The sequence below is a fragment of the Synechococcus sp. OH30 genome (assembly GCF_047462175.1).
Lineage (GTDB): Bacteria > Cyanobacteriota > Cyanobacteriia > Thermostichales > Thermostichaceae > Thermostichus.
In genome coordinates this window covers 185,933-210,978 of sequence record NZ_JANSIP010000002.1, presented here as the reverse complement: position 1 = coordinate 210,978, position 25,046 = coordinate 185,933, and the positions used below count along the sequence as shown (strand labels likewise).

The following is a 25,046-nucleotide window of genomic DNA, read 5'->3' as shown; positions in this document are numbered from 1 at the left end:
GCCCATCCCCCTTTCTTAGACTGCCTTGGCCACCTCGGAATTGGCTCTGGAACAGCTTCTCTTCACCCCGGCCACACCTGCGCCTGACGCGGTGCGGGTCATCTACGCCTTTCCCAACACCTACTCGGTAGGGATCACCAGCCTCGGCTACCAGGTCATCTGGAGCCGGCTGGCCAGCCGCCGCGAGGTGGCGGTTGCTCGCCTGTTTACCGACCTGGCCGAGCCGCTGCCGCGGGATCCGGAGCTGGTGGGTTTTTCCCTGTCCTGGGAGCTGGACTATGTCCATATCCTGGATCTGCTGGAACGACAGGGGATCCCCCTCCAGGCCGAGGCGCGGGGGGAGGCGGATCCCTTGGTTTTTGGCGGCGGCCCGGTGTTGACGGCCAACCCTGAGCCCTTTGCTGCGTTCTTTGACTTTATTCTGCTGGGGGACGGGGAGGGGCTGGTGGAGCAGATGATCCAGACCTACCGCCAGGTGCGGCAGGGATCCCGGGCCGAAAAGCTGCAGGCGCTGGCCCAGGTGCCGGGGATCTACGTGCCCAGTCTCTACGAAGTGCACTACCGCGGCCCCGACGGCCCGGTGGAAAAGGTCATTCCCAAGCGGGACGGGATCCCCAGCTCCATCCGCAAGCACACCTTCCGCGGCAACACCCTCTCGGTGTCCACCGTGGTTACCCCCAAAGCGGCCTGGGAGAGCATCTACATGGTGGAGGTGGTGCGCAGTTGTCCCGAGATGTGCCGCTTTTGTCTAGCCAGCTACCTAACTTTGCCCTTTCGCGCTGCCGATGTAGAAGGGCATCTGATCCCGGCGGTGGAGCGGGGGTTGCAGGTTACCCAGCGGATTGGCCTTTTGGGGGCTTCGGTAACCCAGCACCCCCAGTTTGAGGAATTGCTGGAGTACCTGGCGCAGGATCGCTTTGAGCAGGTGCGCCTTAGCCTGGCCTCGGTGCGCACGGGCACGGTTACGCCTCGCTTGGCGCAAGTGCTTTCCCGCCGCGGCAGCCAGTCCATTACCGTGGCCATTGAAAGCGGCTCAGAACGGCTGCGCCAGGTCATTAACAAGAAGCTAACCAATGAAGAAATCTTGGCGGCGGCCGCCCACGCCCAGGCCGGCGGCCTGAAGGGGATCAAGTTCTACGGCATGGTGGGGCTCCCGGCGGAAACCCAGGCCGACCTGGAGGCCACCGTTGCTCTTTTCAAGGAGCTCAAGAAGGTGGCTCCCCGCCTGCGCTTGACTTTGGGCTGCAGCACCTTTGTGCCCAAGGCCCACACCCCTTTCCAGTGGCAGGGGGTGGATCCCCAGGCTGAGAAAAAGCTGCAGTGGTATCAAAAACATCTGCGTCCCCTGGGCGTGGAGTTCCGTCCCGAAAGCTACAGTTGGTCGGTCATCCAAGCCCTCATCTCGCGGGGGGATCGGCGGGTGGCCCGAGTCTTGCAGCTAGCCCGGCAGTGGGGCGAGTCCCTGGGCAGCTTCCGCCGCGCCTTCAAAGAGCTGCAGGGACAACTGCCGCCCTTGGACTACTACGTGCACAGCAACTGGGATCCGGCGGATCCCCTTCCCTGGCAGCACATCCAGGGCCCCCTCAGCCCGGAGCGGCTGGCCCAGCACCGCCAAGAGGCCTTCTCCACGTAGCCCAGGCTCTAGGGATGGGGGCCTGCAGCGGCCAGAAACACCTCGATCTCGGCGCGCTGGGGCAAACTGGGCTGGGCCCCAGGGCGGGTCACGCACAGGGCCGCGGCGGCATTGGCAAAATGGAGGGCTTCCCTCAGGGATCCGCCAGCAGCCAGGTAGGCGGCCAAAGCACCGCAGAAGCTGTCGCCGGCAGCAGTGGTATCCACCACCAACACGGGGTGGGCTGGCAGATGGCCCCTTTCCTCCCCATCGGCCCAGACCAAGCCCGCTCCCCCCAAGGTGATGATCACTGTCGGGATCCCCTGCTGTTGCAAGGCTTGGGCCACTTTTTCGGCTTGCGCTGGCGTCTCCACTGGAGATTGGGCAAGGGCAGCGGCTTCGCTTTCGTTGAGCACCAAGTAGCGCACCTGACGCAGGAGGGATCCCGGCAGGGGAGCCACAGGGGCGGGATTGAGGAGGACAGGGATCCCTTGGGCAAAGGCCTGCTCCGCCACCGCCTGCACGGTGGCTAGGGGGATTTCCAGTTGCAACAGCACTAGAGCCGCCGGCGTCCAGGGGGGCAGATGCTCTGGCAGGTAGCGACCATTGGCCCCGGGGCTAACCACAATCCGGTTTTGCCCTGCTTGATCCACGGTAATTAGAGCAATACCGCTGGGCCCTTCCAGCTCCCGTACGTAGTGGGTAGCAACGCTGCTTTGCTCCAAGTTCTCCTTTAGCAGGCGGCCAAAGCCATCGGATCCCACTGCCCCCCACATCTCCACCTGGGCTCCTGCCCGGGCTGCTGCCACCGCTTGGTTGGCCCCCTTGCCCCCAGGGTAGGTGGCGTAGTCCGATCCCAGCACCGTCTCCCCCGGCCCCGGCTGGTGTGGCACCTGCACCACCAGGTCTAGATTTAAGCTCCCCACTACGCGAACGAGGGTCGTCATTGGCTGGCTGGAAAACGTTGCCTCCAGGGTAGCCAATTCTAGCTCCCGCTACAGTCTAAGAACTCCCCACCTTGGAGCCTCTCGGCTAGCTTAGGGAGGAGGTGACACGGAGAACGAGCCATGCTGCTAGCCACTACAGACATGCTCCAAGGTAAAGAGGTGGAACGCTACCTGGGCATTGTTACTGCCGAGGTAGTTTATGGCACCAATGTTCTGCGGGACTTCCTTGCTGCCCTCCGCAACATTATCGGGGGACGCACAAGAACCTACGAAGAAGTGTTCGAGAATGCTCAGAAAAAGGTTTTGGAAGAGTTGGAGCAGCGAGCCAAACGTTTGGGAGCAAATGGCATCCTAGGCGTTACCATTCATACCAACATGAGCACGACGCTGATCCTCGTTACCGCCGCCGGCACCGCCGTCAAGTTGCGCTAAGCCTTTCCCCTTAGGCCAGGCTCTCCATCACTGCCTCGTCAATCTCGAAATTGGCGTAGACATTTTGCACATCGTCCAAGTTGTCCAGCCGTTCCATGAGGGTCAGCACCAGCTTGGCCGTCTCGGGATCCTCCACATGCACTTCTGTGGAAGGGATCCAACGGATGGCCGCCTCCTGCACCCGGTAGCCCTCTTTTTTAAGGTAGGTGGCCACCTGCTCCAGCAGGGTGTAATCGCAATAGACCTCTGCGCCGGTCCCCTCCACCTTGAGATCCTCCCCCCCTGCTTCGGCTACCGCTAGCAGCAGAGCTTCGGGATCTGTCACCTCCTCTAGGGTGATCACCCCTTTTTGCCGAAACAGCCAGCTCACGCAGCCGCTTTCCCCCAGGCTGCCGCCGACTTTGCTGAAGGCTTCCCGCACCTCGGCAGCCGTGCGGTTGCGGTTATCGGTCATGGCCTCAATCAAGACAGCCACACCCCCAGGGCCGTAGCCTTCGTAGCGGATTTCCTCCAGGGGGCTGTCGTCGGTCCAGTTGCCGGATCCCTTGGCAATGGCCCGTTCAATGTTCTCGGCGGGCATGCCTGCCGCCTTGGCTTTCTCTACCGCCGAGCGCAGCCGAAAATTGGCTTCCGGATCCGGCAGGCCGCTGCGGGCTGCCACAATGATGGCGCGGGAAAGTTTGGTAAATAGGCTGCCTTTTCTGGCATCTACGCGGGCTTTTTGCCGCTTAATGTTGGCCCACTTGCTGTGTCCTGCCATAGCTGCACACTGGTCAAGCAGTAGGAGGGAAGAGATCCCCTTAACTCCGAAGCCTAGATCACCCCAGGCCCAGGACTCAACCCCACCCCAGCTCCAGAACCCTAGCTTGGATCCCCAAGCAAAACCCCTTAAACAGCAGCCAGCCCTATCAAGGCTAAATGGGCTGCCGCTCGATGACATCCCCCGGTGGCGGTGGAGCTTCGGGGGTTGGCGAAGCTTCTGGCGTTGCTTGCGGTGTGGGCGTTGGTGTCTCTCCAGGAGCTGGCGTGGGAGGTAGAGGAGGCCCAGGCTCTTCAAGCACAGCCCCAGGCGGAGGGGTCGGGGTTTGCGGCCGAGTTAAAAAGGGCGTTACCTGTTCCAGCAGCTCGGCATAGAAGATTCCATCCTGCTCTAGCCCAAAGCGACCCACCGCCCAGCGGTGACGGGGCACAAACAACGTTTGCAGCAGTACTTCCCGACTGGCGAAAGAGGGAGTGCCCACAAAGACATAGCCATCGACGATAACACGGTTCAAGTCAGGCCGAGTTTGAAACACCCGATCCACCTCCCGCAGCATCTCCGTATCCAGCCGCTCCAGCAGAGTTTCCAGAGTATCTTCAGGCCTGACCAAAACCCGCACGGGGAAGCGATAGCCTTCGCATCGGTAATCTCCGCAAAGTTTAACCAGCTCGTTCCGAACTCGGATCTGCACCGCCGGATCGAGGTCTCTCACCGGTAGGGGGACTTCTGGCTCTGGCTGCTGTTCCGCTTCCTGGGCCCAAGTTAGAAATCGGCCGCTCCCTGCCCCCAATAGCAGCGATCCGCACAACAAGCCGAGTCCCAGACCCTGGAGGGGGAAGCTCCGGCCTAGGTTGCCCTGCCTGGAGCGCTGTGAAAAGCAATCCCGATTCGGGCTACTCGGCGGGTTGTTCATAGGTTAACCAATACGGCAGCGATGGCTATCGCCAACTCTACCCGACATCTGCCTAAGAGGCACTAGGCCAGGGGAAAAATGGAGTTGCTCTTGCTGGGTATCGCTGCTCTAAGGAGGCAGACTAACTAGATCGGAAGGGCATCCTGGTTTGCTGCAGCTTGCCGAAATGGCTGTAGTCTGGAGAAGTTAATGATCCTGTGGCAGAGGAGTGTCTATGTCGTCATTGCCGGCATCGAAGGTGGGGGGATTGCAGGTGCGTTTTTTCTGGGGCCTTCTAGCCTCGACTCTCCTTCTAGCAAGCTGTGGGGGGTCTGGGGGGACAGTGCCACCTCCGGTCAATGTCTGCGAGCAGGCCTTTCCAGCGATTTTTGCTGCCAAGAGTTTGCGCCCAGGAGAGAGGCGCAGTGGAACCTTGGGGCCCAATAGCGACTTGGAGATCTACTTCGATGAGAAAGACAATGTGATAAATGCCCGGGAAGTCCCACCCCCCCCTGGCACCTTTACCTTTTACGTTGATGGATTTCTTTACTTTCCTTCTGCAGCTAATGTTACCGGAGTTACTATCCGCCTAACCAGTTCAGTCTTCGATCCTCTGCTGGTCATCCTTGGCCTTGATGCCAACAGGAATTCTGATCCGGAACTCATCTTTATCAACGATGACGCAGCTCCTGGCAATTTCACCGCCTCTGAGCTGACGATCCCAGTACGCCAAGACCGCTGTTACTTAGTGCTGGTGGAAAGCTACTGGGCCCAGAATGCCCGCAGCTCTGCTCCGGGTAGCCCTGGCCGCGGCCCCTACACCCTCGAGGTGGTCAGGGAAACCTCTGCCACTCCTCCTCCTCCCCCTGCCATCCAGCAGAAGCCGGAGGATCCGGAGAACGGCGGCGGCGGCGACCGAGGCGGCGGCGTGGGTATTTAACTCTGGCGGATGAGCCTGATGGCAAAGCTGGCGCTGCCACAGGTGGCTGTGCCGCGAATGGAGCGCCCGTCAGGGCTGACAGTGCCACTCCACGTGATGGTTGGAGTACCGCTGCCCCCTATCCTGCCGCTGACAGAAAATTGGTTGCCGATGAGCTGGCCGCTGCGCTCCTCAAAACTGGGAGAGGAAACCCTGAGCTGGGTGCCGTCTTGACGAATGGAGACGGTTTCCTGGATACCGGTTGCAACATTAACCTTACACAGGGATCCCTGCCAGACAAAGGATCCTCCCTCGTAGAGCCACTGGCCGCTCAAGGCAAGCTCTGGCACAGGTGTTGGCGTTGGTGGAAGTGGTGTCGAGGTGGGCGGCGGGGGTGGAGTTGGGGTAGGGGTAGGAGTGCGAGGAACAAGCGGCGTCAATCGAGGGGTAGGAGTAAGCGTTGGTGTTGGCACCGGAGTGGGAGTGGGTGTCGGTGCCGGAGTTGGAGTAGGCGTTGCCACTGGAACGGGAGTGGGTGTCGCTGCCGGAGTTGGAGTAGGCGTTGCCACTGGAACGGGAGTAGGTGTCGGTGCCGGAGTTCGAGTAGGCGTCGCCACCGGAACGGGAGTGGGTGTCGCTGCCGGAGTTCGAGTAGGCGTTGCCACCGGAGCGGGAGTGGGTGTCGCTGCCGGAGTTGGAGTAGGCGTTGCCACCGGCGTGGGGGTGGGGACGGGCTCGAGGGTAGGTGTCGGGGTGACTGCGGCGGTAGGGATCGGCTCCGGTTCTTCCTGGGTATCGCGGGTTGCTGGGCGCGGCCAGAGCCAAAAGGCGGCCAACAAAGCCACAGCGCCTCCCCCAGCCAAGACCCACTTCAGGCTGCTGCCAGAAGGCTGGAGAACCGTTGGGGGGGCAGCTTGCGGCAGAGGGCGGGTGCGGGGGGTATCCGTCCGTGGTGGGACGGGGGGATCCTGAGGAGGAGCAGCCGGACGAGTGTTGCTGGCTGGGATGACTGTAGAGGGCGTTTTGGGAGTTTCGCCTGCAGCTTGAGAGGAGGGATCCGGTGCAGCTTCTGCCGAGGTAGTTGAGGGGAGAGGTTCCTGCCCGGCGATGTAGTAGGGGATCCCTGCACCTGGGGGAGAGACCGGCTCCTCTTCAATGAGATCCAAATCCTCATCGCGGATATCTTCAAAGGCTCCAGCAGTTGATCCTGTATTGCTGGTGGTTTCGATTGGCGGCCTGGGAATAGAAGAAGGTGGAGCATGGCCTTGAGCCTTGGCACCGCTGGTGGGAAGAATCACAGTACTGGCCTGGCTGCTGGAGAGTTGAGTGGCTACCGTCAGCTCATAGGCTTGCAGCAGCCGCTCCCCTAGCTCCTGCATCGTCTGCGGCCGCTCGTCGGGGTTTTTCTTGAGGCAATCCATCACCACTGCTGCCAAGGCGGGCGGGATCGGCTGCGGGGTTGTCTCCGGGTTGATCTCAAGGGGGCTTTCATAGCAATGGGCGTGGATCCAACTGTGCAGAGAGTCGGTTTCCAATTGAAAGGGCATGGATCCCGTCAGCATCTCGTAGAGCACCACCCCCAGGGAGTAGATGTCTGAGCGGGCATCCAGAGACTTGCCCCGTATCTGTTCAGGAGAGGCGTAGCGAGCGGTGCCGATAAATCCGCCCCCCTTTTGGGTGCCCAGGCTAAGGGTGTGATCAGCTAAGGTTTTGGCTACACCGAAGTCGAGGATTTTCAGTTGCGACGTGAGCTGGCCATCTCGAAAAACCCGCTCAACAAACAGGTTGCTGGGCTTGATGTCGCGGTGAATCACGCCCCGAATCTCGCGGCCCTCGACCTTGGCGTGAAATGTATGGGCAAAGTGCAGCCCCTCACAGGCCTGCAGGGCCAGCCGAAGGGCTTGCCGGAGCGGCAGAGCCCCTTTTTCTCGAATCAGCTTGCCCAGATCCTGCCCCTTGAGGTACTCCATCACCAAGTAGGCCTGCTCCCCCTCTTGGCCGTGATCCAAGACTTTGACGATGCGGGGATGCTGGCCCAGAAGGGTGCTGACGCGGATCTCTTCGGCAAAGCGGCGACGCAAATCGGTCTGGGCGTCACCCCGGCTCAGCAGCATAGGGACATGCAGGATCTTAACAGCCACCTCTTGGCGGTTGTTGTGCAAGTCCAAAGCGCGAAAGACGGATCCCATGCCGCCGCCACCGATTTCTTGAATCAGTTGGTAGCGGCCACCCAAAATGCGATCGGTGAGATCGGGGGCCATAGGTTTGCAGGTGCAGCGAAGAAGCAGCTTGGGCAGGGCTGTCCATACGATAAACCAATTGCTGGAGTTTATACCGGCTCATTTCCCCGTCCAACTCAGGGATCCCAATCTTTGACGCTCTGGGAACTCTGCGCCGCTCAAGCCCTCACCCCCAACCCCTCTCCCAGAGGCCCTCACCCCCAACCCCTCTCCCAGAGGGAGAGGGGAGTTGGAGCGGCGCGTTTGCGGCAGCGCTGCCTAGCAATAACGACGCGACGAGCCGTTTTTTACTGCTACTTGGAATAACCATTTAGAGATTTTCTTAAGGATCCCTAGTAAATGTGAAAAAAAGCGAGAGGGAATGCTGAGGAAATGAGGCCTTGTGGGCAACCTTCGGCCTGAAGAGGGATGATCGGAAGGGATCCCTGGGCGAGGGCTTATGGACTTGGGCTTGGTGGTGATCGCCTACAAGGAGGGGGATCGGGAGAGCAAAGCCGCCTGTCAATTGTGTGCGGAGCAATTGCGTCGGCGCGGCGTTACGGTGCTGACCGCTCCCACCGGCTTGCACCACAACCCCTACCCGGTCTTTTTGGAGGCCACTTCGGATCCCATCGATCTGGTGGTGGTGCTGGGGGGAGATGGGTCGGTGTTGGCGGCAGCCCGCCACCTGGCCCCGCACGGGATCCCGATTTTGCCCATTCAGTCGGGGGGCAGGCTGGGGTTTTTGGCTCAATCAGAGCGGGTGCTGCATCAGGATCCCTGGGATCGCATTCAGGCAGGAGACTTCGTCCTGCAAGCCCGCATGATGTTACAGGCCCAGATTTGGGAGCAAGCGCAATTGGGGCAAGGGGCTATCCCTGGGGAGGGCAAGCGGCAGGGCCGCCCGGTCAGCGAAGTCTACTACGCCCTCAACGAAATGTGCCTCAAGCCCATCAACCGGGAACGCCTGCCCGCTGCCATCATGGAAATCGAAGTCAATGGCGAGATTTTGGATCAGTACCACGGGGATGGCGTGCTGGTGGCCACGCCAACGGGATCCACTTCCTACACTTTGGCAGCCAATGGTCCCATCCTAGAGCCTACCTTTGAGGCCATCATCATCACCCCCATTTGTCCCCTCAGCTTGTCCAGCCGGCCCATTGTTATCAGCGGCACGGCCAAGGTGGAGATCTGGCCCCTTGCTGATCCGGAAGGGCTGACCCGCCTCTGGACTGATGGTGTCTTGGCTCAATCGGTCAACCCCGGCCAGTGGGTGCAAATTCAACGGGCTCCCCTGCCGGCCAAGCTGATGATCCTAGAAAAAGACCTCTCCTACTTCCGCACCCTGCGAGAAAAGCTGCAGTGGGCCGGCAGCCGCATCTACATCCCCACCACCAACCACCGCCCCGCGGGGGAGTAGCGGAGTTTAACCCCCCTGGAATCTTCTCCCCTGAGCCTCAGACTTTACCTACTCAGACACGGGGAAACCCCCTACAGCCGTTCCGGCAGCTTTTGTGGCGCCCTTGATCCCGACCTCACCCTCGAAGGCCAGCCGATGGCAGAAGCCTTTGCCGCCGCCTATGCTGGGATCCCTTGGCAGGCCCTCTACGTCAGCCCGATGCGGCGCACCTTGGCTACCCTCAGGCTGCTGGCAGAGAAGACGGGGTTGGAGATAGGGAAATCCACTACAGCGAGTGGGAGGGCAAAACCCACGCCGAGGCCCGCGAAGCCCATCCCGAGCCTACTGGCGCTGGAGGACTGAGCCGGCCTGGAACGCCCCCAGGTGGCGAAACCGCTGTGCAAATTGCCAACCGCGCCCTGCCGGTTGTGGCGGAGATATCGTCTCCCACAAACAAGGCCACCCTTCGGATTCTTCTCCGCAGCCTGCTGGGCATTCACCTGGGCCGCTACCGGGATCGCATCGAGGTTTTGGCTGCCTCGGTCAGCGTGGTCAAGTTCGATCGCTATGGGCCCCTGCTGGAAAGCTTGGGGGAACGCGGCTATCTGGCGCCTAATCTGCAGCAAAGGGTAGGCACCTAAACTTTCAATCAAAATGGGTCTGAAGTTCACTCAATGGGGATAAATTGCAACAGCAACCCTGGGTGGATGAGATGAACCGGGGCAGATTTTCCATCCTGGTCGGGATGGGCCAGCAGCACACAGCGATCTTGAGGGGTGAGGTTAAACCCGGCAGAGGGATCAGCCAGTTGAGAGTTGAGTTGGGGATCCCCGACAAACGTTAGTTGGGCCAACAGAGTTAACAGCCGGTCTTGGTGGGCCAGATCCGCTCCAAAAGCAGTTCGCTCCTGCAAGGTGGCCAGCGCCACAGGATAGCCTTCTCGAATCAAATAGGTGAGGATCCCGGCACAGCGCTCTACGGCCCGCTCCAGCTTGTTGCGATGGGCTTCAGGGCTTTCTCCCCACGGCTGCCAGCGATTTTCAAAACAGAGGACGATGGCCTGGGAACGGGGGCGCTCCAGCTCCCGCACAACCAGTTGATCCCGTTTGGCCGAGATCTTCCAGTGCACCGAGCGCAGATCATCCTGGGGACGATAGGGCCGCAGGCTAAGGTAGTCCCCCTCCTGGCCGGCCTGAGGGCGCAACTGGCTACCGCCGCTCAATTGTTCCCACAGCAACAGGTTTTGGACAGGGGCAGGCCGAGGAAACACAATTACCGTCTGCGGGTCCTCGATTTCCACTGCCTTGCGGAAGAGTTCAAAGGGAAAGCTGGTGGCAATCTCAAAACCCTGCAACTGCCACACCCCTCGCCTTGAAAAGGTGTGTTGATAGAAAGTCTCCACCCTGCTGCCGGGATCCAGCCGCAGCACATAGCTGGAAGGCCAATCCGTCTGCTTCAACCCCTCGATGCGTTCCCTTACCTGGAGCGAAAAACTGGGCAGGCGCCGTTTGCGATTGACCAGCGTCAGCCCCACCAAGACCGGCTGGCCGGCAAAGATGCGGCTGGGCAACCGCCGGCTCACCTCCAGATCTTTGAGGGTGAGCTCGGAGAGGAGGCCGCTGAGGAGAATGAGGCTAAGCAGCATCCCCAGCACCAGGTATAGGGGATTGTTGCCGGTGTTGAAGGCGGCAATACTCACCAGGAGGGTGATCCCGACAAACCGCCCCCCGATGCGGGTAAAGCGGAAGCGGCGCAGAAAACGAACCCGCTGCCTCAACTGGGGAGAGCGGATCCCCAACTTCCACCGCCATCGCGAGGATTGGAAGAGTTGAAATGCTGCTTGGCTAAGTTTTGGTAACACTGGCATCCCTTCTCCGCCGCCCTGTGCCGCTAACTCTTGCCCCTCAACCCTCCGCTGGAGTTAGGGGGAGTACTGGACATTCTCAAACATTGAGCTACGCGATAGGGCAAGTCCCGCAAATAAGTTGCTCGTTACTGGTCGGATCCTTCCTGCCATTCGCGTCAGCAGGACGGACTCCTTTCGAGTGCGGTGGCACAGCAGTTACAGGCTAGCGATGGTGCTCTGGGGTTTTTCCTCAGACCTTTGAGGGATCGTCCGAGACAAGGTAGCTATCGTTGCGTTGGCCGGAGAAGGGGCAGGGTTGTTCTGTGAGGATTTCGGCAATGGCCGCGGCCACTCGCTCTTGTTGCCGGAGGGTCAGCTCGGGAAAACAGGGCAAAGACAACACCTGGGCAGCACAGAGCTCGGCATTGGGCAAGTCCCCAGGTTTGTACCCCAACTTTTTGCGGTACACCGGCTGCAGATGCAGAGGAAGGGGGTAATAAACACGGCTGGCAATGCCCCGCTCCTGCAACTGCCGTTGCAACCGGTCGCGCCGCCGTGAGTCGGTTGGGTGGGAGCCAGGCACCCGCACCGTGTACTGGTGCCACACCGAGTTGCCCCCCACCGCCACCTGGGGCAGGATGAGGCCAGGGATCCCCTGCAACAAGCGGTGATAGGACTCGGCAATGGCCTGCCGCCGCCAGTTCCACTCCCGCAGGTAAGGCAGCTTAGCCGTGAGGATCACGGCCTGCAGCGCGTCGAGGCGGCTGTTGAGGCCAATGTATTCGTGGTGGTACTGACAGACCTGGCCGTGTTCTTTGAGGATGCGCACCTTGCGGGCCAGTTGCGGATCCCGGGTTACCACTGCCCCGCCATCCCCTGCTGCCCCCAAGTTTTTGGTGGGAAAAAAGCTAAAGCAGCCGATATCCCCCCAGGTGCCCACCGGCCTCCCCCCCCAGCAGGCTCCTACCGCCTGGGCACAATCTTCCACTACTGCCAACCCATGTCGCCGCGCAATGGCCAGGATCTGGGTCATGTTGGCTGCCTGGCCGAACAAATGCACTGGGATTATGGCTTTGGTGCGGGGAGAAATGCTCTTTGCCAGAAGCTGGGGATCCAGGTTAAAGGTGCAGGGATCCACATCCACAAACACCGGGCGTGCCCCCACCAAATCAATAGCCTCAGCGGAGGCAAAAAAGCTAAAGGCAGTGGTGATGACCTCATCGCCCGCTTGGATCCCCAAAGCCCGCAGGGCCAATACCAAAGCATCAGTGCCGGAATTGCAACTGACAGTCTCTAGGTCGCCGCCGCCAAGAAACTGGGAGAATAGCTCCTCAAAGCGCTGCACCGCCTCTCCCCCGATGTACTGGCCAGAGGCCAGCAACGCCTCCACCTCAGGCAGAAGGGATCCAGCCAGAGCGCGGTATTGCAAAGTTAAATCCAGCAGCGGGATTGGCTCATCCGTCATGGTGCTGCCTTTTGGGGGGTAGCGGCCACAGCCCATCATCGAGGATAAGAGCCGGTGGAGACAACGCTCTGGCACCAAATTGGGCTTTTGTGGAGCTCAGTTGCTGAGCGAGCAGCTGGGATCCAGCCTCGCTCCGGATTGATCCTAAGCTAGAGTGAACGCGGTACATTTCTGACCAGGGATCCCCTAGGCTGGATACAGCTACCGCTATCGACAGGATGCTCTATGCAGGTTGCTTCTCAACAAGTTGGCGGCAAAGCGCCTTTAGCACCCCGAATTCTAGCTTTGGTGCCGGGAGGGATTGGCGACCAAATTCTTTTTTTTCCCACCCTGGCGAGTTTGCGACAGCGCTTTCCAGAAGCGGAGCTGGAGGTGGTGGTGGAGCCACGGGCAGCAGCTGCCTACGAGCTCTGTCCCTCGGTGAATCGGGTGCTGACCTTTCCATTTAAAGAGCAGCTTTCGTTGGGAGATATCAGCGATCTGCTGGGGCGAATCCGAGAGCGGCAGTACGACGCTGTGCTGAGTCTGGGCAAAAGCCTGGGGGTCAAGCTGCTGCTTTGGCTAACTGGGATCCCGAAGCGAGTTGGCTATGCTCCGCCAGGACCTGGACGACCTTGGCTAACTGACCCAGTACCCCTGAAGCCAGCCCAGTACGCCGCCAGCATGTACCACGACTTGCTGCAGGGGTTTGGCATCACTGCGCCGGCAGGCTTGCCTCAGATTCGCCTCAAGAAGACAGACCTGGAGTGGGCCGAGCAGGAACGCAAGCGCCTGCTGGGGAATGCCGCCCAAGATTACGTGCTGCTGCACCCTGGCGCCAGCCAACTGTCCCAGGAGAAGGGAATTCAGAAGATCTACCCCCCCGCCAACTGGGTCAGGGTCATTAAGGGTTTCCGGGAAAAGCGGCCGGAGCTGCCGCTGGTGCTGCTGTTGGGGCCAGAAGATGAGCAGCTGGCGGAGGGCTTTCTGTCGCAACTGCCAGATCTGCCGGTAAGCCGCCCCCCCCAACTGGGCCAACTGGCGGCCTTGATTGCTGGCTCCACTCTGCTGCTGTGTACTGATAGCGCCCCCATGCACCTGGCGGTGGCTACGCAAACTCCGCTGGTGGCTCTGTTTGGCCCCACCGATCCAGAGCGGCTGCTGCCTTCTGAAGGGCCCTTCCGCGCCGTCAAGGCAGCCAAGGGGGTGATCGACTCGATCCCTCCTGAGCAGATTCTGCAGGTAATCTTCCCCGGATAGAGGGCTTGCCATGCGGACGAAGGGACTTGAACCCTTACGCCTTGCGGCACTAGATCCTAAGTCTAGCGCGTCTGCCATTCCGCCACGTCCGCAACGGCGGGATCCCGCTCACCTATGCTAACCCAAGCTGGCTCCAGCTAGCTCGGCAACTGGCTAACGGCAACCTTCAGTTCTTCTGTGGCGTCCAAAACCCTCCAGCTCTGCCCCGCTGTCCGCTGCCACAGCTCAAAGTGCAGGTGCGGCCCGGTAACTGCTCCTGTCGCCCCTACATAGCCAATGATGGATCCCTGCCGAACCACTTCTCCTGGGGTGACAGCTACTTTAGACATGTGACCATAGCGGGTGCGCCGGCCACCGGCATGCTCCAGGACCACCGTGATCCCCAGATCTCCTAGGGATCCGGCACTCACCACCTTACCAGTCAGGGCAGCTAGGATTGGCGTACCCAGGCTGGCTCCCAGATCCACGCCGGCGTGAAACTCCAGCTGACCCTTGAGGGGGTGAATCCGCAAGCCAAAGCCAGAGGTGATCGGCACGGGGTGGGGCAGAGGATAGAGCAGTTGCTCCTCACTTGGGATCGATGGGGGCCAGGTCGGTGGTGGCGGCTCAGGGGTTGGGGGCGGGCTGGGATCCTCAATGCGAAGCTCTTCCCCTGGCAGGAGAAGGATGCGGCGACCAGAGCTGCGCTCCAGCAGCACTACTGCTACCCCACTTTCCGGCTGAGTCTCGGTAACCTTTGTTGGCTCGATAACGATTTCCCGGCCCACCTCGGTGCGGAGAGCCTCGCTGGGTTGCAAGAGCAAGCCTGGGGTTCCTGGGCTAGTTTGCGGCAGGGGAATGGCGCCATCCAGGACCAGGGCCTTTGCTGCAGGGGTATCCAGCGCTGGCCCGACGGGGGGAGGAGGGGGTAGGCGCGTCTGTGCCAACAACGCTGGGGGAGAAAACCAGAGCAGGCTTAGCCCTAGGCCTAGAGTTAGCCCCAGCCGTCGCAGCTGTCGCCCTCTGGCGGCCCAACTGCTGCCTAGCCAAGAGAGAAGACGCTGCCCAAAAGAGGTGGAATCCATCACGCAAAGGAGGAGCTGCTGGCAAGAGACACTTGATAGCTTAGGCGCACCTGCTCGGGAGAGAGGACGAGGATCTGTCCCCCCTGAGTTTGTACCCGCAGCCTGCCATCCTCGGCAAGGCCCAAAGCCGTAGCCGACGCCTCCCCGGGGAGCGATTGAATTTGCGGCTGCACTGTCCAGGCTTCGTACTCGGAGCGCACAGGAGCAAACCCCTCCTGCAGCCAGCTCTGAAACCCCCGCTCCATCCCCTGCAAAACCCAGGCAGCAACGGCAGTGCCATCCTGGCGGGATCCCAAGATCTCGGCCAAATTGATTCCCTCAGCGGGCACGGGATTGTTGATATTTACACCCACGCCAGCCACCAACCCCAGCAACTGTCCCCTCTCCCCAAAGCGGCTTTGCACCAGGATCCCCCCTAGCTTGCGCAGAGAACCAGGTCGCTGCTTGTCCGGCACCACCAGGTCGTTGGGCCATTTCAGCCGCAGCGGGATCCCCAGTCTCTGGCGCAAGCTGCCCGCTATACCCCAGGCCAAGGTTAGGGTCAGTTCCAGCAAAGAATGCCGCAGGGGAGGGGATCCCAGCCAGACCGACAGGTACAACCCCCCCGCTGGCGATTGCCATACTCGCCCATGCTGGCCCTGTCCTGCCCGCTGGCGGGTACTCACCAAAACCGTGCCCAGGGGCAGCGGCTGAGGGAAGCGACGACCCCAGTCCAAGAGCAGCCGGTTGGTGGAATCGGTTACTGCCACCTGGAGAAGGTGATGCCCCCAGCCCCCCCGACCCACCAGGGATCCCAGCCGCGCAGGGGAAAGCATGGCTCGGCTCGGCCCTAGCTCAACACAATGTCTTCTGCGGGGCGCTGGGCCAGCCGCTTCAGGTTTTGGTAGCGCAGCATGTCCAACAGGTCGTTGCCAGAACGCCCCTCCAGACGGGCCTCTAGGTGCAGCGCCTGCCCTAAGGCCTCCACCGCCTGCAGCCGCGGAACTCCGCGCAAGACCAGCCGGTCCACAGCGTAGGCATCGGCAGCCAAAAGACGGCGGTCGTTGGTCTGGTCGCGGCGCAACTGCCAGAGAGCCAAGCCGCTCAAGCCCCCGGAAACCGTTGCCCCCACCGGATCCTGCTGCACCGCCTCGAAGATTAGGCTCAAGCCTCCCAAGGCAGCAATAGCCAGGTAAAAGTCAATCTGTCGCGAGGCCGCCCGGCTGTAGTAGCCTACTTTGTGCAGAAACAAGCTGGCCCGCTGCAGCGGAGTAAACTGCCGCCACTCGTAGGGCTTAACAAAAAGCCGCAGCTGCCGCTCCCAGGGCAGTTGCCGGCGGCCTTTGATTACGACTGTCTGCCGCTCCGAGGCCGGCAAGATCTTGACGCTCTCCCGCATGCTGGCCGGCAGCAGATCCAGCAGGCGGTCGATCTCAGCCTGGTCGAGAACGTAGTTATCGTAGCCGTTGTCGTAGCCGTAGTACTCCGAGTTCATGCCGGGCCTACTCCTAATCCCATCGCCTGACGCATCTCCCGCACCGCCCGATCCAACCCCACCAGCACCGCTCGACTGATGATGCTATGGCCAATGTTTAGCTCCTCCATGCCCGGGATCCGCGCCACCGGGCCCACATTCCAGTAGGTGAGGCCGTGCCCAGCATTGACCCGCAGCCCCAGTTGAATGGCCTGCTGGCTGGCTTGCTGCAGCTGGGCCAGCTCTGCCTCCCGTTGGGCTTCTGAAGAGGCCTCGGCATAGCGACCGGTGTGCAGCTCCACCCAGCGGGCCCCCACCTGGGCAGCGGCGGCAATCTGGATGGGATCTGGATCGACAAACAAGCTGACGGGAATGCCGGCTCCTTGAAGTCGGTCAACCACTTCACTTAGGCGCGAAACCTGACTGGCCACATCCAGTCCCCCTTCGGTGGTAATCTCTTCCCGCCGCTCAGGAACCAGCGTGACATAGTCGGGCTTGATCTCTAAGGCAATGGCCACCATCTCATCCGTTGCCGCCATCTCCAAGTTCAGGTGGGTGCGCACCGTCTGCCGTAGCAGCCGCACATCCCGTTCCTGAATGTGGCGGCGATCCTCGCGCAGGTGCACCGTGATCCCATCGGCGCCTGCCAACTCGGCAATTACAGCCGCGGCCACTGGATCCGGTTCGACGGTGCGGCGGGCCTGGCGCAGCGTGGCCACGTGGTCGATGTTAACTCCAAGGCTGACCAAGGCTACCGTTCTCTCGTTGCAGAAGATCCTAAGGGATGCTTCTAGTATTACATTATTCAGTTTTGGACTGCTTGGGGGAGGGCAAGACAGAAACCCCGCAGGCCGAGGGCCTATGATCAAAGACGACGCTTTCCCCCTCCTGGATCCCCTTCAGGCTTGCCATGACCAATCCAGATGCCTCTTTGGCGGTGGGACACCCCTCTCTAATTGACCGGGCACGGGTGGCAGCCCTGATTGCCCAATACTTGCCGGTGGAGATTTGTATCTACTACCAGGTGGTGCCTTTGGCACTGGATATGGACAGCTTGATCCTGGGTATGGTGGATCCCCAGGATTTGGCAGCCCTGGACTACGTGGGCAAGATGCTGGCCTATTCCCAGATTACGGTTGAGCCAGTTCCAATTACGCTCGAGCAGCAGCAAGATTTAATTGCCTACTACTTCAGTCATCCCCCTAGCCCGGCAGAGGTGGAGCGGCTGCGCCTCCAGGCCCACGCCAGCCGTACCACTCGGGAAGTCCCTGCTCCCGTAGCTGAGCCGCCCAGCCGACCAACTCCCACCCAGCCGCTGCCGGCACGGCCAACTGCTCCGCCTGTTCCTGCTGACGAAGCGGAAGAGACCGTGCAGCAGCTGCTGAACTCGATGCTGCGGCGGGCTCTAGACGAGAAAGCAGAGCAAATTTTTGTGGAACCCCAGGAGGGAGTGGTGTGCCGAGTGCGCTATCGCCAGCAAGGGATCCTGCGGGATCTGTTCAAGGATCTCTCAGAACCGATCCGGGCTAGGCTGATTGCCGCCATGAAGCGGATGATGGCTCTCGATCCTGCCCTCATCGGAGAGCCGCAACAGGCGGAGGCGGAGCGGCTGTACCGGGGGGAGCCGCTGGTACTGCAGTTGCGCATCATTCCCCAGCCCTCTAAAACCGGACCGGGCTCCCCTCCTAGGGAAGGAGCCATCCTCAGCATTCTGCGAGGAGAAGCCCTCCAGAAGTATCAGCAAAGCCAGAACCGCCTCCGCGTCTCCGAGACCCTGGCCTTGGCCCAACAGACGCACCAACTGCTGCAGCAACTGCAAGTGGCCCTCAGCAGCACTCTCGGGAAGCTCAAGCAGTATCCCACTCCCCCTGACAGCAACTGGCCCCTGATGGCAGAAACGTTGGCGGCCATTCAGGCCCAGGCCCAAATGCTCGCCATCCACCAGCAGGACTGGGAAAAACTTAATTGTGGCAGTTGAGCCGCTGGTTGACACTCCCCTGACTAGAGTCGGGGGATGCTTACGCAGTCCACCGTTGGACTCGTAGACGCCCCTAGACAGTTCCTAGTTCCGCTTACTTACTAGCTTTCGGCACTGTCCGGGGTAGCGGGACGGAGGGTTACCAAGCTACTCTGCTGGGTTACCGGAAAGGGGAAAGATAGACGGGACAAGCTGCTTCGCTACAGAGTTGTGGTGGCAGGCGCTTTGTACAAGCAGGCTGTAGCTGCGGCTGCCAGGATTACAAACCACTGTTATCGGTAGCAGGCCACTGCCTCGATTTCCACCAAGGCATTCAGGGGCAGGCCAGCCACTTGCACGCAAGAGCGGGCCGGCGCCGGATCAGTGGCGAAAAACTCTCGATAAACCTCGTTCATGGCAGCAAAGTCTTTCATATCCGCCAAGAAAACCGTGGTCTTCACCACATTGGCCAAGCTCGTGCCCCCTGCTTCCAGCACTGCCTTCAGGTTCAGCAGCGCCTGGCGAGTTTGCGAGGCAATGTCTTCCCCCGCCAGCTTGCCGGTTCTGGGATCCAGGCCCACCTGGCCAGCAGCAAACAGAAAGGGCCCCGAAGCGACAACGCCCTGGCTGTAAGGGCCGACAGGAACAGGAGCAGCCTCGGTTTGCACCTCCCGAGGGCCTGGCCTGGTTTGACCCTGGGGGTGGCCCATCTCTGCCCTAGCCAGATCAATCGGCTCCATAGAGGTTTGCCCCAGTGAAGAGAAGCTCTTCCGCTACGCTACCACAGGCGGATCCCAGAGAAGACGAACCCGCAATGCCAAAATAGGCTTGTCGGGAAGAAAAAGTACTCATGCCTTTGATCAAGTTGCAAACCTCTCTGCAGCCAGAGCCTGCCGCCGTGGCAGACCTACTCAAGTTCCTCTCTGCTGCTCTGGCCAAGCAGTTGGGCAAGTCGGAAGCCTACGTGATGACTGCTTTTGAAGGAGGGATCCCGATGACCTTTGCCGGCAGCGCCGATCCCTGCTGCTATGTAGAGATCAAGAGTATTGGGCAGTTTTCCGCCGATCAAACCCGATCCCTGAGCGAGTTTTTTTGCAGCACCATCGAGGACAAATTGGGGATCCCCAAGAAGAGGATTTACATTGAGTTCGGCGATGCCAAAGGCTATCTTTGGGGATGGAACGGCACGACCTTTGGGTGAAAGCTCGCACAAGTCAAGCCTCTCCTCGCCTGGCTGCTCCAGCCTATCCAACAAAGCGGCAGCTTCTACTGAAGTTCGCCAGTAATTTGGGTGTGTCCGTTCTTGTCTTTTGGGCAGCCCATCGATTGGGATGCTTTGCAAGACTGATTTGCCGGGGCTCTGGTGGAAGACTTGAGGCCGCTGGGGCCAATGATTGTGGCGACGGTGCCGCCTCTGCCGGCTTCGCTACTGACTTGGACGCAGGAGCTGTGGGGCTCGGCAAGCCCTACGGGAAGTGGTGAAGCAGGGCTAGGCCAACCTAAGTCAAAGTGGCCTTGTGCAGAGGCTTAGCCAACCAGTTGGCAGAGGGTCTCCTGCCTTTCTCGGTCTTGTTCGGCCAGTTCCTGGATGGCCCGTTGGTACACCTGGGCGGGTGTGGATCCCTGGTTGACCTGCTTCAGCCAGCGCTGGGCTTCATTGCCTTCCTGGAGCAGGGTTTGCAAGGGAGCCAAGAAGCAGCCCAAGCCCTGGGGTTGGCCGATGCGCCAGGCTTCGGTCAGCAGCTCTTCAACCCACTCCTGGGCTAAGCATTCCCGGCCGGTGCGCCAGTCGATCAGCCGAGCTTGCAGGGACTCACGGGCAGCAGCCTGCTCGTTGGCCTCGCAAAGACTCTCCAGCTCCTCTGGGGTAAAGGCCCCCCCCAAGGGATCCAGGGCCTCCGGGTGGGATAGCAATTGCCAAAGGCGGGCCTCCACCAAGGCGGCGATGGCCAGGATCATCACCGGATCCGCCACCAGGTCGCAGATGCGCAGCTCCACTCGGTTGAGGCGATAGGGCCGCTCCGGGCCGTTGGGCCGTACAGAAGTCCAGAGGTGGCGCACATTCTGCATCGTGCCCAGGGCCAGTTGCTCCTGCATCCAGGCGATGTAGTGGGCGTGATTCCGGAAGAAGGGCACCTGGGCCGGCGTTTTAGGAAACACCTGCCAACGGCTGGAATGATAGCCCGTTACCTGGCCGTCCAGGAAAGGAGAAGAAGCGCTCAGGGCCAAATAAAGAGGGGCTTCCGCCCGCAGCAGGCGACAGGCGAGGAAAATGGCCTCCGTATCCGGCAGACCGACATTGATGTGGATGCTGGCGGTCACCACCCGCGTGCCGTAGGTGCGCTCGATGTAGTCGTGGTAGGGGTTGCCCGGATCCGACCGCTCGAAGTGGTCACTGCCGCCCAAAGCCAGGGTGCTCCCCGGCAGCAAGGTGTAGGGGCCAAGACGACGCAAAAACTGCCGCAGTTGCAGGCGAGGCCGAAGCAGGGCACAGAGCAGGTCTTCGTAGCGGCGAAGGGGCGGGGTGGTGTACTCGACGTTGCGCCGATCTGGTTCTCGCACAAACCCCGGCAAAGCCTGGCAGATGCGATCCGATAGGCCCACCACTTCCCCGGCGGCGGTGCCGGTGTACATTTCTACCTCAAAGCCCTTGGTCAACAGCACAGGCCAGCCTCCAGCTGCAGCCCCATCAGTTTAACCTTTCTCTTCTTCACCCATTTTCCTGAGATTTTGCAGGAGATTGGCCACTGGAGGGGGAGTTTCTCGTCCTACTGTTAAAATGCTTGGCAATGCTTGGATGCAGCTGGGGGGGAAGAATGGAGTGCGGGATCCTATCTATATCCTAGGGGCGGGGCCGGCGGGCATGGCGGCTGCCTATCGCTTAACCCAGCTAGGCTTCCCTGTGGTGGTGGTGGAACGAGAAGACAGGGTTGGGGGCCTGGCCAAAAGCATTCGCTACCAGGGGTTCATTCTCGACTATGGCCCGCACCGGTTTTTTACCAAGATCCCAGCGGTGCTGGAGCTGTGGAACCAGGTTTTGGGATCCGAACAGGTGACTGTCCGGCGGCTTACCCGCATCTACTACCGCAAGCAATACTTTCAGTACCCCATCCAAGCTTGGGAAGTCCTGCGCAAGGTTGGCTGGTGGGAAAGTTTGCTCATTGTCCTTTCCTACCTCTGGGCCCAACTCATCCCCCGCCCAGCTCCCCAGAACTTTGCCGACTGGGTCAAGGGAAAATTCGGCAGCCGGCTTTTTCAGATGTTCTTCAAAGGCTACACGGAAAAGCTGTGGGGGATCCCTTGTACCGAAATCAGCGCCGATTGGGCTGCCCAGCGCATCAAAGGTCTCAGCCTTGGGCAAGCCATCCGCAAGGCGCTGGGGTGGAAGCGCGGCTCCGTCAAATCACTAATTGAGCAATTTCAGTTTCCTCGTCTGGGATCTGGTCAGCTCTACGAAAAAATGCAGGAGTTTTTGCTGGCCGAGGGTCAAGAAGTTTGGCTAAATACGGAGGTCATCGCCCTTAGGCATGAGGGATCCCGGATTGTCGAGCTGCAACTGCGCCATCTTCAGGATGGAAGGGAAACCTGGGTCTCCCCCTCCCACGTCATCTCTTCGATCCCTCTGACAGTGTTGGTGCAGAGCCTGCGGGAACTGCCTCCCCCAGAAGTGCTGCAGGCAGCCCGCAACCTCAAGTTTCGCAACACGGTTTTGGTTTACTTGATTGTGGAGGGATCCCAGCTTTTCCCCGACAACTGGCTGTATATCAACGACCCAACAGTGCAGGTTGGTCGAGTAACCAACTTTGCCAATTGGTCACCGGCTATGCTCCCCAACCGGGAACAAACCCCCTTGTGCTGTGAGTATTGGTGCAACTTTGGGGATCCCTTGTGGCAAGCCCCTGAGGAGGAATTGCTGACTTTGGCTGAGAAGGAGCTACGCCAAATTGGCCTGCTGCAAGGCCAGAAGATCTGCGGCGGCTTTGTGGTGCGCCTGCCCCGCACCTATCCTATCTATGCCGGCAGCTACAAAGAAGATCTAGCCATTTTGCAGAAGTATCTTGGCCAGTTTGAAAACCTGCAACTGGTGGGTCGCTACGGCTCGTTTAAGTACAACAACCAGGATCACAGTTTGCTGATGGGCCTATTGGCGGCGGAAAACGTCCTCCGCCCCGGCAGCCACGATCTCTGGCAGGTGAACTCCGACAGTGATTACCAAGAAGAGATCAAAGTGCCATCCCCACCTGCGAAGGTCCGACGATGAGTTTCTCTCTTAGCCATCTGTTGCAGCAAAGCCGGCAGTGTCTTACCCCTTTCTGTACCCAGGTTCTGCTGCCAAGCTTGGCTTTGACAGGGTTACAGATCTTCTTAATCTCCTTTTGGAGCCAGGAGGATGACTATGCTTCCATCTTCAAGGGTTTAACCCAGTGGGATAGCCATTGGTATTTGGGGATTGTGCGGCAGGGCTATCAGTTTGTCGGCTTTGACAAGATTGCCTACGAGCAGAGCAATGTGGCCTTCTTTCCTGGCTACCCTCTAGCCGTTGCTGCCCTTAGCCGCTTGTTGCGGGTTGAGCCTGAGTTAGGGCTTTACCTGACCGCCCAGCTCTTTTGCTGGCTGATGTGGGTTTACCTTTTCCTGTTTTACCATCTCTGGCAGATCCCCTTGCTTTGGCAAGCTTTGGCAAGTTTGATGATCTTGGTCTATCCCAGCAGCTTTTACCTTGTCGTGGGCTACAGCGAATCCCTCTTTATGGCCAGCCTGCTGGGTTTTTTCTACTGGTCGGCCCACTTGAATTCAATGAGGTCAGGGCTCCTAGCCGGGATCCACGGTCTGGTGATGAGTGCCACCCGCATTGTGGGTTTGCCGGTGGCGCTGGTTCCTCTGCTGCGGCTATCCCGCCCTTGGTTTTGGACAGCCAGCGCCGTTGTTTTGGCCTTGTCGGGCGGGCTGAGTTTTTTCCTCTACTGTCAGCTCCGCTTTGGCCGCTGGGATCTCTACATGGAAATGCAGCGCTACTTTGGCCCCAGTTCTTTCGATTACCTGGCTATTATTCAACCTCGTACTTATGCCCCCCTCTTTTCTCTTGGGTACTGGCAGTCTTTGTTTTCCTTTTCCGAGGCTTTGGGGGATGGGATATGGGCCATTTCCCTCAGTCAACTGTTTGTTCCCCTCACCCTGGGATCCCTAGTTGTTACAGGCTTGCTGGATGGGTGGAGTGTCCTGGCCGGCAAGAGCCGGCACTGGCAGGAGCGGCTGGGGTTCCATTTGGCTGCCTGGATTATGTTCTCCATTTCCGTGGCCGGCATGAGTGCCGTGGCCCAGAGAAGTATGATCCGCTACTGTCTGCCGATTCACACCCTGCAGGTGCTGGCCTGGTTGCATGGGATCAGATACACCGATTTCAGCTTCATCCCCCAACAGGTGCGTTTCTATCTTGGCAGTGTCCTGAGGCTGGGCTACTGGATCTTGGCTTTAGTCTTCTTTGCCCTAAACCAAATCCTCACCTGGCGCTACGTCCAGCATCTTTGGGTGGCTTGATCGAACCTTGGTGGTGAAGCTGATGAGTTTGCGCCCTGGCCCTCTGCTGCAGCAGATTCGCAAATGTTTAGTTGGCTTTTCTACTCGGATTTTTTTGCTGGGCTTAGCGCTGACTATCCTACAAGTGTTAACGATATACCTCTGGACAAAACGCGGCAGCTATGCTTCTGCTTTTACAGCCCTGAGCCAGCGCGATAGCTATTGGTACCTGAGCATTGTGGAGCGGGGGTATCAGTTTGTGGGCTTTGACAAGATTGCCTACGAGCAGAGCAATGCAGCTTTCTTTCCCGGCTATCCGCTGGCGGTGGCCGCCATGAGCCGCCTGTTGGGAGTTGATCCGGAGCTGGGGCTTTATCTCACTGCCCAGCTCTTTTGCTGGCTGATGTGGGTTTACCTTTTCCTGTTTTACCATCTCTGGCAGATCCCCTTGCTTTGGCAAGCTTTGGCAAGTTTGATGATCTTGGTCTATCCCAGCAGCTTTTACCTTGTCGTGGGCTACAGCGAATCCCTCTTTATGGCCAGCCTGCTGGGTTTTTTCTACTGGTCGGCCCACTTGAATTCAATGAGGTCAGGGCTCCTAGCCGGGATCCACGGTCTGGTGATGAGTGCCACCCGCATTGTGGGTTTGCCGGTGGCGCTGGTTCCTCTGCTGCGGCTATCCCGCCCTTGGTTTTGGACAGCCAGCGCCGTTGTTTTGGCCTTGTCGGGCGGGCTGAGTTTTTTCCTCTACTGTCAGCTCCGCTTTGGCCGCTGGGATCTCTACATGGAAATGCAGCGCTACTTTACTGGCGTGCAGGCCAATTACCAAGCCCTTTTCCAAGCTTCTACCTATGTTCTTTCCCCTGAGCGATGGCAAGTCTTGCGCTCTCCTTCTGCACCCGTGAAGGATCCTGGCCTGTGGTCTGATGCTCTCAGCCAACTGTTTGTGTCTGTTACGTTGGGATCCCTGATTGTTGCAAGTTTGGTAGAGGGGCTCAGTGTCCTGGCCGGCAAGAGCCAGCGCTGGCGGGAGCGGCTGGGGCTCCATTTGGCTGCCTGGGCCATGTTCTACATCGCTGTAGCCGGCATGAGTCCCCTGGGCCAGCGAAGCATGATTCGCTACTGCCTGCCGGTTCACGTCGTACAAGTGCTGGCCCTCCTGCACTGGGCCAGGCACACAGATTTCGGCTTCCTTCCCCTCTGGGCCCGTCCCCACCTGAGCAGAGTTCTCAAGCTGGGCTATGGGCTTCTGGCTCTCATCTTCCTCGTCCTCAACCAAATCTTGACCTGGCGCTACGTTCGCCATCTCTGGGTAGCTTGACTCC

At 59.9% G+C, this 25,046-nt stretch carries 22 protein-coding genes, 1 tRNA gene and 1 pseudogene; 11 read left to right on the top strand and 13 right to left on the bottom strand.

Going from position 1 to position 25,046, the window contains the following annotated elements; genetic code table 11:
• Positions 1-25 precede the first annotated feature (25 nt).
• Positions 26-1,633 (top strand): B12-binding domain-containing radical SAM protein, encoded by a 1,608-nt coding sequence (locus tag NW830_RS03865; RefSeq protein ID WP_414360990.1) that lies wholly within the window; start codon positions 26-28, stop codon positions 1,631-1,633.
• Positions 1,634-1,641: 8 nt separating this feature from the next.
• On the opposite strand, the gene rbsK is transcribed toward NW830_RS03865, so the two are convergent.
• On the bottom strand, positions 1,642-2,559 hold the full coding sequence (gene rbsK, locus NW830_RS03860; protein ID WP_414360993.1) for a ribokinase: 918 nt from the start codon (positions 2,557-2,559) through the stop codon (positions 1,642-1,644).
• Positions 2,560-2,679: 120 nt separating this feature from the next.
• On the opposite strand from rbsK, the gene NW830_RS03855 reads away from it, so the two are divergent.
• Complete coding sequence (locus tag NW830_RS03855; protein WP_414360996.1) at positions 2,680-2,991, top strand: YbjQ family protein; 312 nt, start codon at positions 2,680-2,682, stop codon at positions 2,989-2,991.
• Between the two features lie 10 nt (positions 2,992-3,001).
• Here NW830_RS03855 and NW830_RS03850 read toward each other — a convergent pair whose 3' ends face one another.
• Together NW830_RS03850 and NW830_RS03845 are read right to left on the bottom strand one after the other, a co-directional pair.
• A complete protein-coding gene (locus NW830_RS03850) occupies positions 3,002-3,751 on the bottom strand; it encodes a YebC/PmpR family DNA-binding transcriptional regulator (RefSeq protein ID WP_414360998.1) in 750 nt (249 codons plus the stop codon).
• A gap of 154 nt (positions 3,752-3,905) precedes the next feature.
• Positions 3,906-4,463 (bottom strand): hypothetical protein, encoded by a 558-nt coding sequence (locus tag NW830_RS03845; protein ID WP_414361001.1) that lies wholly within the window; start codon positions 4,461-4,463, stop codon positions 3,906-3,908.
• Positions 4,464-4,986: 523 nt separating this feature from the next.
• On the opposite strand from NW830_RS03845, the gene NW830_RS03840 reads away from it, so the two are divergent.
• Positions 4,987-5,583 carry a hypothetical protein gene (locus tag NW830_RS03840; RefSeq protein ID WP_414361003.1) on the top strand — a complete coding sequence of 199 codons (597 nt, stop codon included), beginning with the start codon at positions 4,987-4,989 and terminating at the stop codon, positions 5,581-5,583.
• Here NW830_RS03840 and NW830_RS03835 read toward each other — a convergent pair.
• Positions 5,580-7,823, bottom strand: coding sequence for a serine/threonine protein kinase (locus tag NW830_RS03835; RefSeq protein ID WP_414361006.1), 2,244 nt, complete (start codon positions 7,821-7,823; stop codon positions 5,580-5,582). The genes NW830_RS03840 and NW830_RS03835 overlap by 4 nt on opposite strands.
• Before the next feature lie 418 nt (positions 7,824-8,241).
• On the opposite strand from NW830_RS03835, the gene NW830_RS03830 reads away from it, so the two are divergent.
• Both NW830_RS03830 and NW830_RS03825 read left to right on the top strand, forming a co-directional pair.
• On the top strand, positions 8,242-9,201 hold the full coding sequence (locus tag NW830_RS03830; protein ID WP_414361009.1) for an NAD(+) kinase: 960 nt from the start codon (positions 8,242-8,244) through the stop codon (positions 9,199-9,201).
• Between the two features lie 15 nt (positions 9,202-9,216).
• Positions 9,217-9,821, top strand: a pseudogene (locus tag NW830_RS03825) (histidine phosphatase family protein).
• Positions 9,822-9,847: 26 nt separating this feature from the next.
• Here NW830_RS03825 and NW830_RS03820 read toward each other — a convergent pair.
• Together NW830_RS03820 and NW830_RS03815 are read right to left on the bottom strand one after the other, a co-directional pair.
• Entirely contained in the window at positions 9,848-10,978 is a 1,131-nt protein-coding gene (locus tag NW830_RS03820; RefSeq protein ID WP_414361011.1) for a DUF58 domain-containing protein, read from the bottom strand.
• A gap of 298 nt (positions 10,979-11,276) precedes the next feature.
• A complete protein-coding gene (locus tag NW830_RS03815) occupies positions 11,277-12,491 on the bottom strand; it encodes a DegT/DnrJ/EryC1/StrS family aminotransferase (RefSeq protein ID WP_414361014.1) in 1,215 nt (404 codons plus the stop codon).
• Positions 12,492-12,716: 225 nt separating this feature from the next.
• Here NW830_RS03815 and NW830_RS03810 point away from each other — a divergent pair, with 225 nt between their 5' ends.
• Positions 12,717-13,730, top strand: a complete 1,014-nt coding sequence (locus tag NW830_RS03810; protein ID WP_414361017.1) for a glycosyltransferase family 9 protein — start codon at positions 12,717-12,719, stop codon at positions 13,728-13,730.
• Between the two features lie 11 nt (positions 13,731-13,741).
• Here NW830_RS03810 and NW830_RS03805 read toward each other — a convergent pair.
• From NW830_RS03805 to NW830_RS03785, 5 genes are all read right to left on the bottom strand, one after another.
• Positions 13,742-13,822, bottom strand: a tRNA-Leu gene (locus NW830_RS03805).
• A gap of 45 nt (positions 13,823-13,867) precedes the next feature.
• Complete coding sequence (locus NW830_RS03800; protein WP_414361020.1) at positions 13,868-14,794, bottom strand: M23 family metallopeptidase; 927 nt, start codon at positions 14,792-14,794, stop codon at positions 13,868-13,870.
• The gene (locus NW830_RS03795; RefSeq protein WP_414361023.1) at positions 14,794-15,609 is read right to left on the bottom strand and encodes a biotin--[acetyl-CoA-carboxylase] ligase; all 816 of its coding nucleotides are present in this window, start codon (positions 15,607-15,609) and stop codon (positions 14,794-14,796) included. The genes NW830_RS03800 and NW830_RS03795 overlap by 1 nt, the downstream gene beginning before the upstream one ends.
• Positions 15,610-15,623: 14 nt before the next feature.
• Positions 15,624-16,268: a DUF3318 domain-containing protein gene (locus tag NW830_RS03790; protein WP_414361025.1), complete on the bottom strand. Its 645-nt coding sequence runs from the start codon at positions 16,266-16,268 to the stop codon at positions 15,624-15,626.
• Entirely contained in the window at positions 16,265-16,996 is a 732-nt protein-coding gene (locus tag NW830_RS03785) for a pyridoxine 5'-phosphate synthase (protein ID WP_414361028.1), read from the bottom strand. The genes NW830_RS03790 and NW830_RS03785 overlap by 4 nt, the downstream gene beginning before the upstream one ends.
• Before the next feature lie 161 nt (positions 16,997-17,157).
• Here NW830_RS03785 and NW830_RS03780 point away from each other — a divergent pair, with 161 nt between their 5' ends.
• Positions 17,158-18,225, top strand: coding sequence for a hypothetical protein (locus NW830_RS03780; RefSeq protein ID WP_414361031.1), 1,068 nt, complete (start codon positions 17,158-17,160; stop codon positions 18,223-18,225).
• Between the two features lie 272 nt (positions 18,226-18,497).
• Here the strand turns inward: NW830_RS03780 and NW830_RS03775 are convergent, their stop codons facing one another.
• Entirely contained in the window at positions 18,498-18,872 is a 375-nt protein-coding gene (locus tag NW830_RS03775; protein ID WP_414361230.1) for a RidA family protein, read from the bottom strand.
• Between the two features lie 182 nt (positions 18,873-19,054).
• Between NW830_RS03775 and NW830_RS03770 the strand changes: the two genes are divergently transcribed.
• The gene (locus NW830_RS03770) at positions 19,055-19,405 is read left to right on the top strand and encodes a phenylpyruvate tautomerase MIF-related protein (protein WP_414361033.1); all 351 of its coding nucleotides are present in this window, start codon (positions 19,055-19,057) and stop codon (positions 19,403-19,405) included.
• A gap of 326 nt (positions 19,406-19,731) precedes the next feature.
• Here NW830_RS03770 and gshA read toward each other — a convergent pair whose 3' ends face one another.
• Positions 19,732-20,868 (bottom strand): glutamate--cysteine ligase, encoded by a 1,137-nt coding sequence (gene gshA, locus NW830_RS03765; protein WP_414361035.1) that lies wholly within the window; start codon positions 20,866-20,868, stop codon positions 19,732-19,734.
• A 133-nt stretch (positions 20,869-21,001) separates the two neighbouring features.
• Between gshA and NW830_RS03760 the strand changes: the two genes are divergently transcribed.
• From NW830_RS03760 to NW830_RS03750, 3 genes are read left to right on the top strand one after another with little or no spacing between them, the layout of a single operon-like run.
• Positions 21,002-22,465: an NAD(P)/FAD-dependent oxidoreductase gene (locus tag NW830_RS03760; RefSeq protein ID WP_414361037.1), complete on the top strand. Its 1,464-nt coding sequence runs from the start codon at positions 21,002-21,004 to the stop codon at positions 22,463-22,465.
• Positions 22,462-23,742: a hypothetical protein gene (locus tag NW830_RS03755; protein ID WP_414404564.1), complete on the top strand. Its 1,281-nt coding sequence runs from the start codon at positions 22,462-22,464 to the stop codon at positions 23,740-23,742. The genes NW830_RS03760 and NW830_RS03755 overlap by 4 nt, the downstream gene beginning before the upstream one ends.
• 22 nt (positions 23,743-23,764) lie before the next feature.
• Positions 23,765-25,042, top strand: coding sequence for a hypothetical protein (locus tag NW830_RS03750; RefSeq protein ID WP_414404563.1), 1,278 nt, complete (start codon positions 23,765-23,767; stop codon positions 25,040-25,042).
• Positions 25,043-25,046: the final 4 nt, after the last annotated feature.

Excerpts from the sequence above, each read along its gene's own strand:
- rbsK (WP_414360993.1), bottom strand. The coding sequence starts at position 2,559 with ATGACGACCCTCGTTCGCGTAGTGGGGAGCTTAAATCTAGACCTGGTG.
- NW830_RS03855 (WP_414360996.1), top strand. The coding sequence starts at position 2,680 with ATGCTGCTAGCCACTACAGACATGCTCCAAGGTAAAGAGGTGGAACGC.
- NW830_RS03850 (WP_414360998.1), bottom strand. The coding sequence starts at position 3,751 with ATGGCAGGACACAGCAAGTGGGCCAACATTAAGCGGCAAAAAGCCCGC.
- NW830_RS03835 (WP_414361006.1), bottom strand. The coding sequence starts at position 7,823 with ATGGCCCCCGATCTCACCGATCGCATTTTGGGTGGCCGCTACCAACTG.
- NW830_RS03830 (WP_414361009.1), top strand. The coding sequence starts at position 8,242 with ATGGACTTGGGCTTGGTGGTGATCGCCTACAAGGAGGGGGATCGGGAG.
- NW830_RS03815 (WP_414361014.1), bottom strand. The coding sequence starts at position 12,491 with ATGACGGATGAGCCAATCCCGCTGCTGGATTTAACTTTGCAATACCGC.
- NW830_RS03810 (WP_414361017.1), top strand. The coding sequence starts at position 12,717 with ATGCAGGTTGCTTCTCAACAAGTTGGCGGCAAAGCGCCTTTAGCACCC.
- NW830_RS03800 (WP_414361020.1), bottom strand. The coding sequence starts at position 14,794 with ATGGATTCCACCTCTTTTGGGCAGCGTCTTCTCTCTTGGCTAGGCAGC.
- NW830_RS03795 (WP_414361023.1), bottom strand. The coding sequence starts at position 15,609 with ATGCTTTCCCCTGCGCGGCTGGGATCCCTGGTGGGTCGGGGGGGCTGG.
- NW830_RS03790 (WP_414361025.1), bottom strand. The coding sequence starts at position 16,268 with ATGAACTCGGAGTACTACGGCTACGACAACGGCTACGATAACTACGTT.
- NW830_RS03780 (WP_414361031.1), top strand. The coding sequence starts at position 17,158 with ATGACCAATCCAGATGCCTCTTTGGCGGTGGGACACCCCTCTCTAATT.
- NW830_RS03770 (WP_414361033.1), top strand. The coding sequence starts at position 19,055 with ATGCCTTTGATCAAGTTGCAAACCTCTCTGCAGCCAGAGCCTGCCGCC.
- NW830_RS03760 (WP_414361037.1), top strand. The coding sequence starts at position 21,002 with ATGCAGCTGGGGGGGAAGAATGGAGTGCGGGATCCTATCTATATCCTA.
- NW830_RS03755 (WP_414404564.1), top strand. The coding sequence starts at position 22,462 with ATGAGTTTCTCTCTTAGCCATCTGTTGCAGCAAAGCCGGCAGTGTCTT.
- NW830_RS03750 (WP_414404563.1), top strand. The coding sequence starts at position 23,765 with ATGAGTTTGCGCCCTGGCCCTCTGCTGCAGCAGATTCGCAAATGTTTA.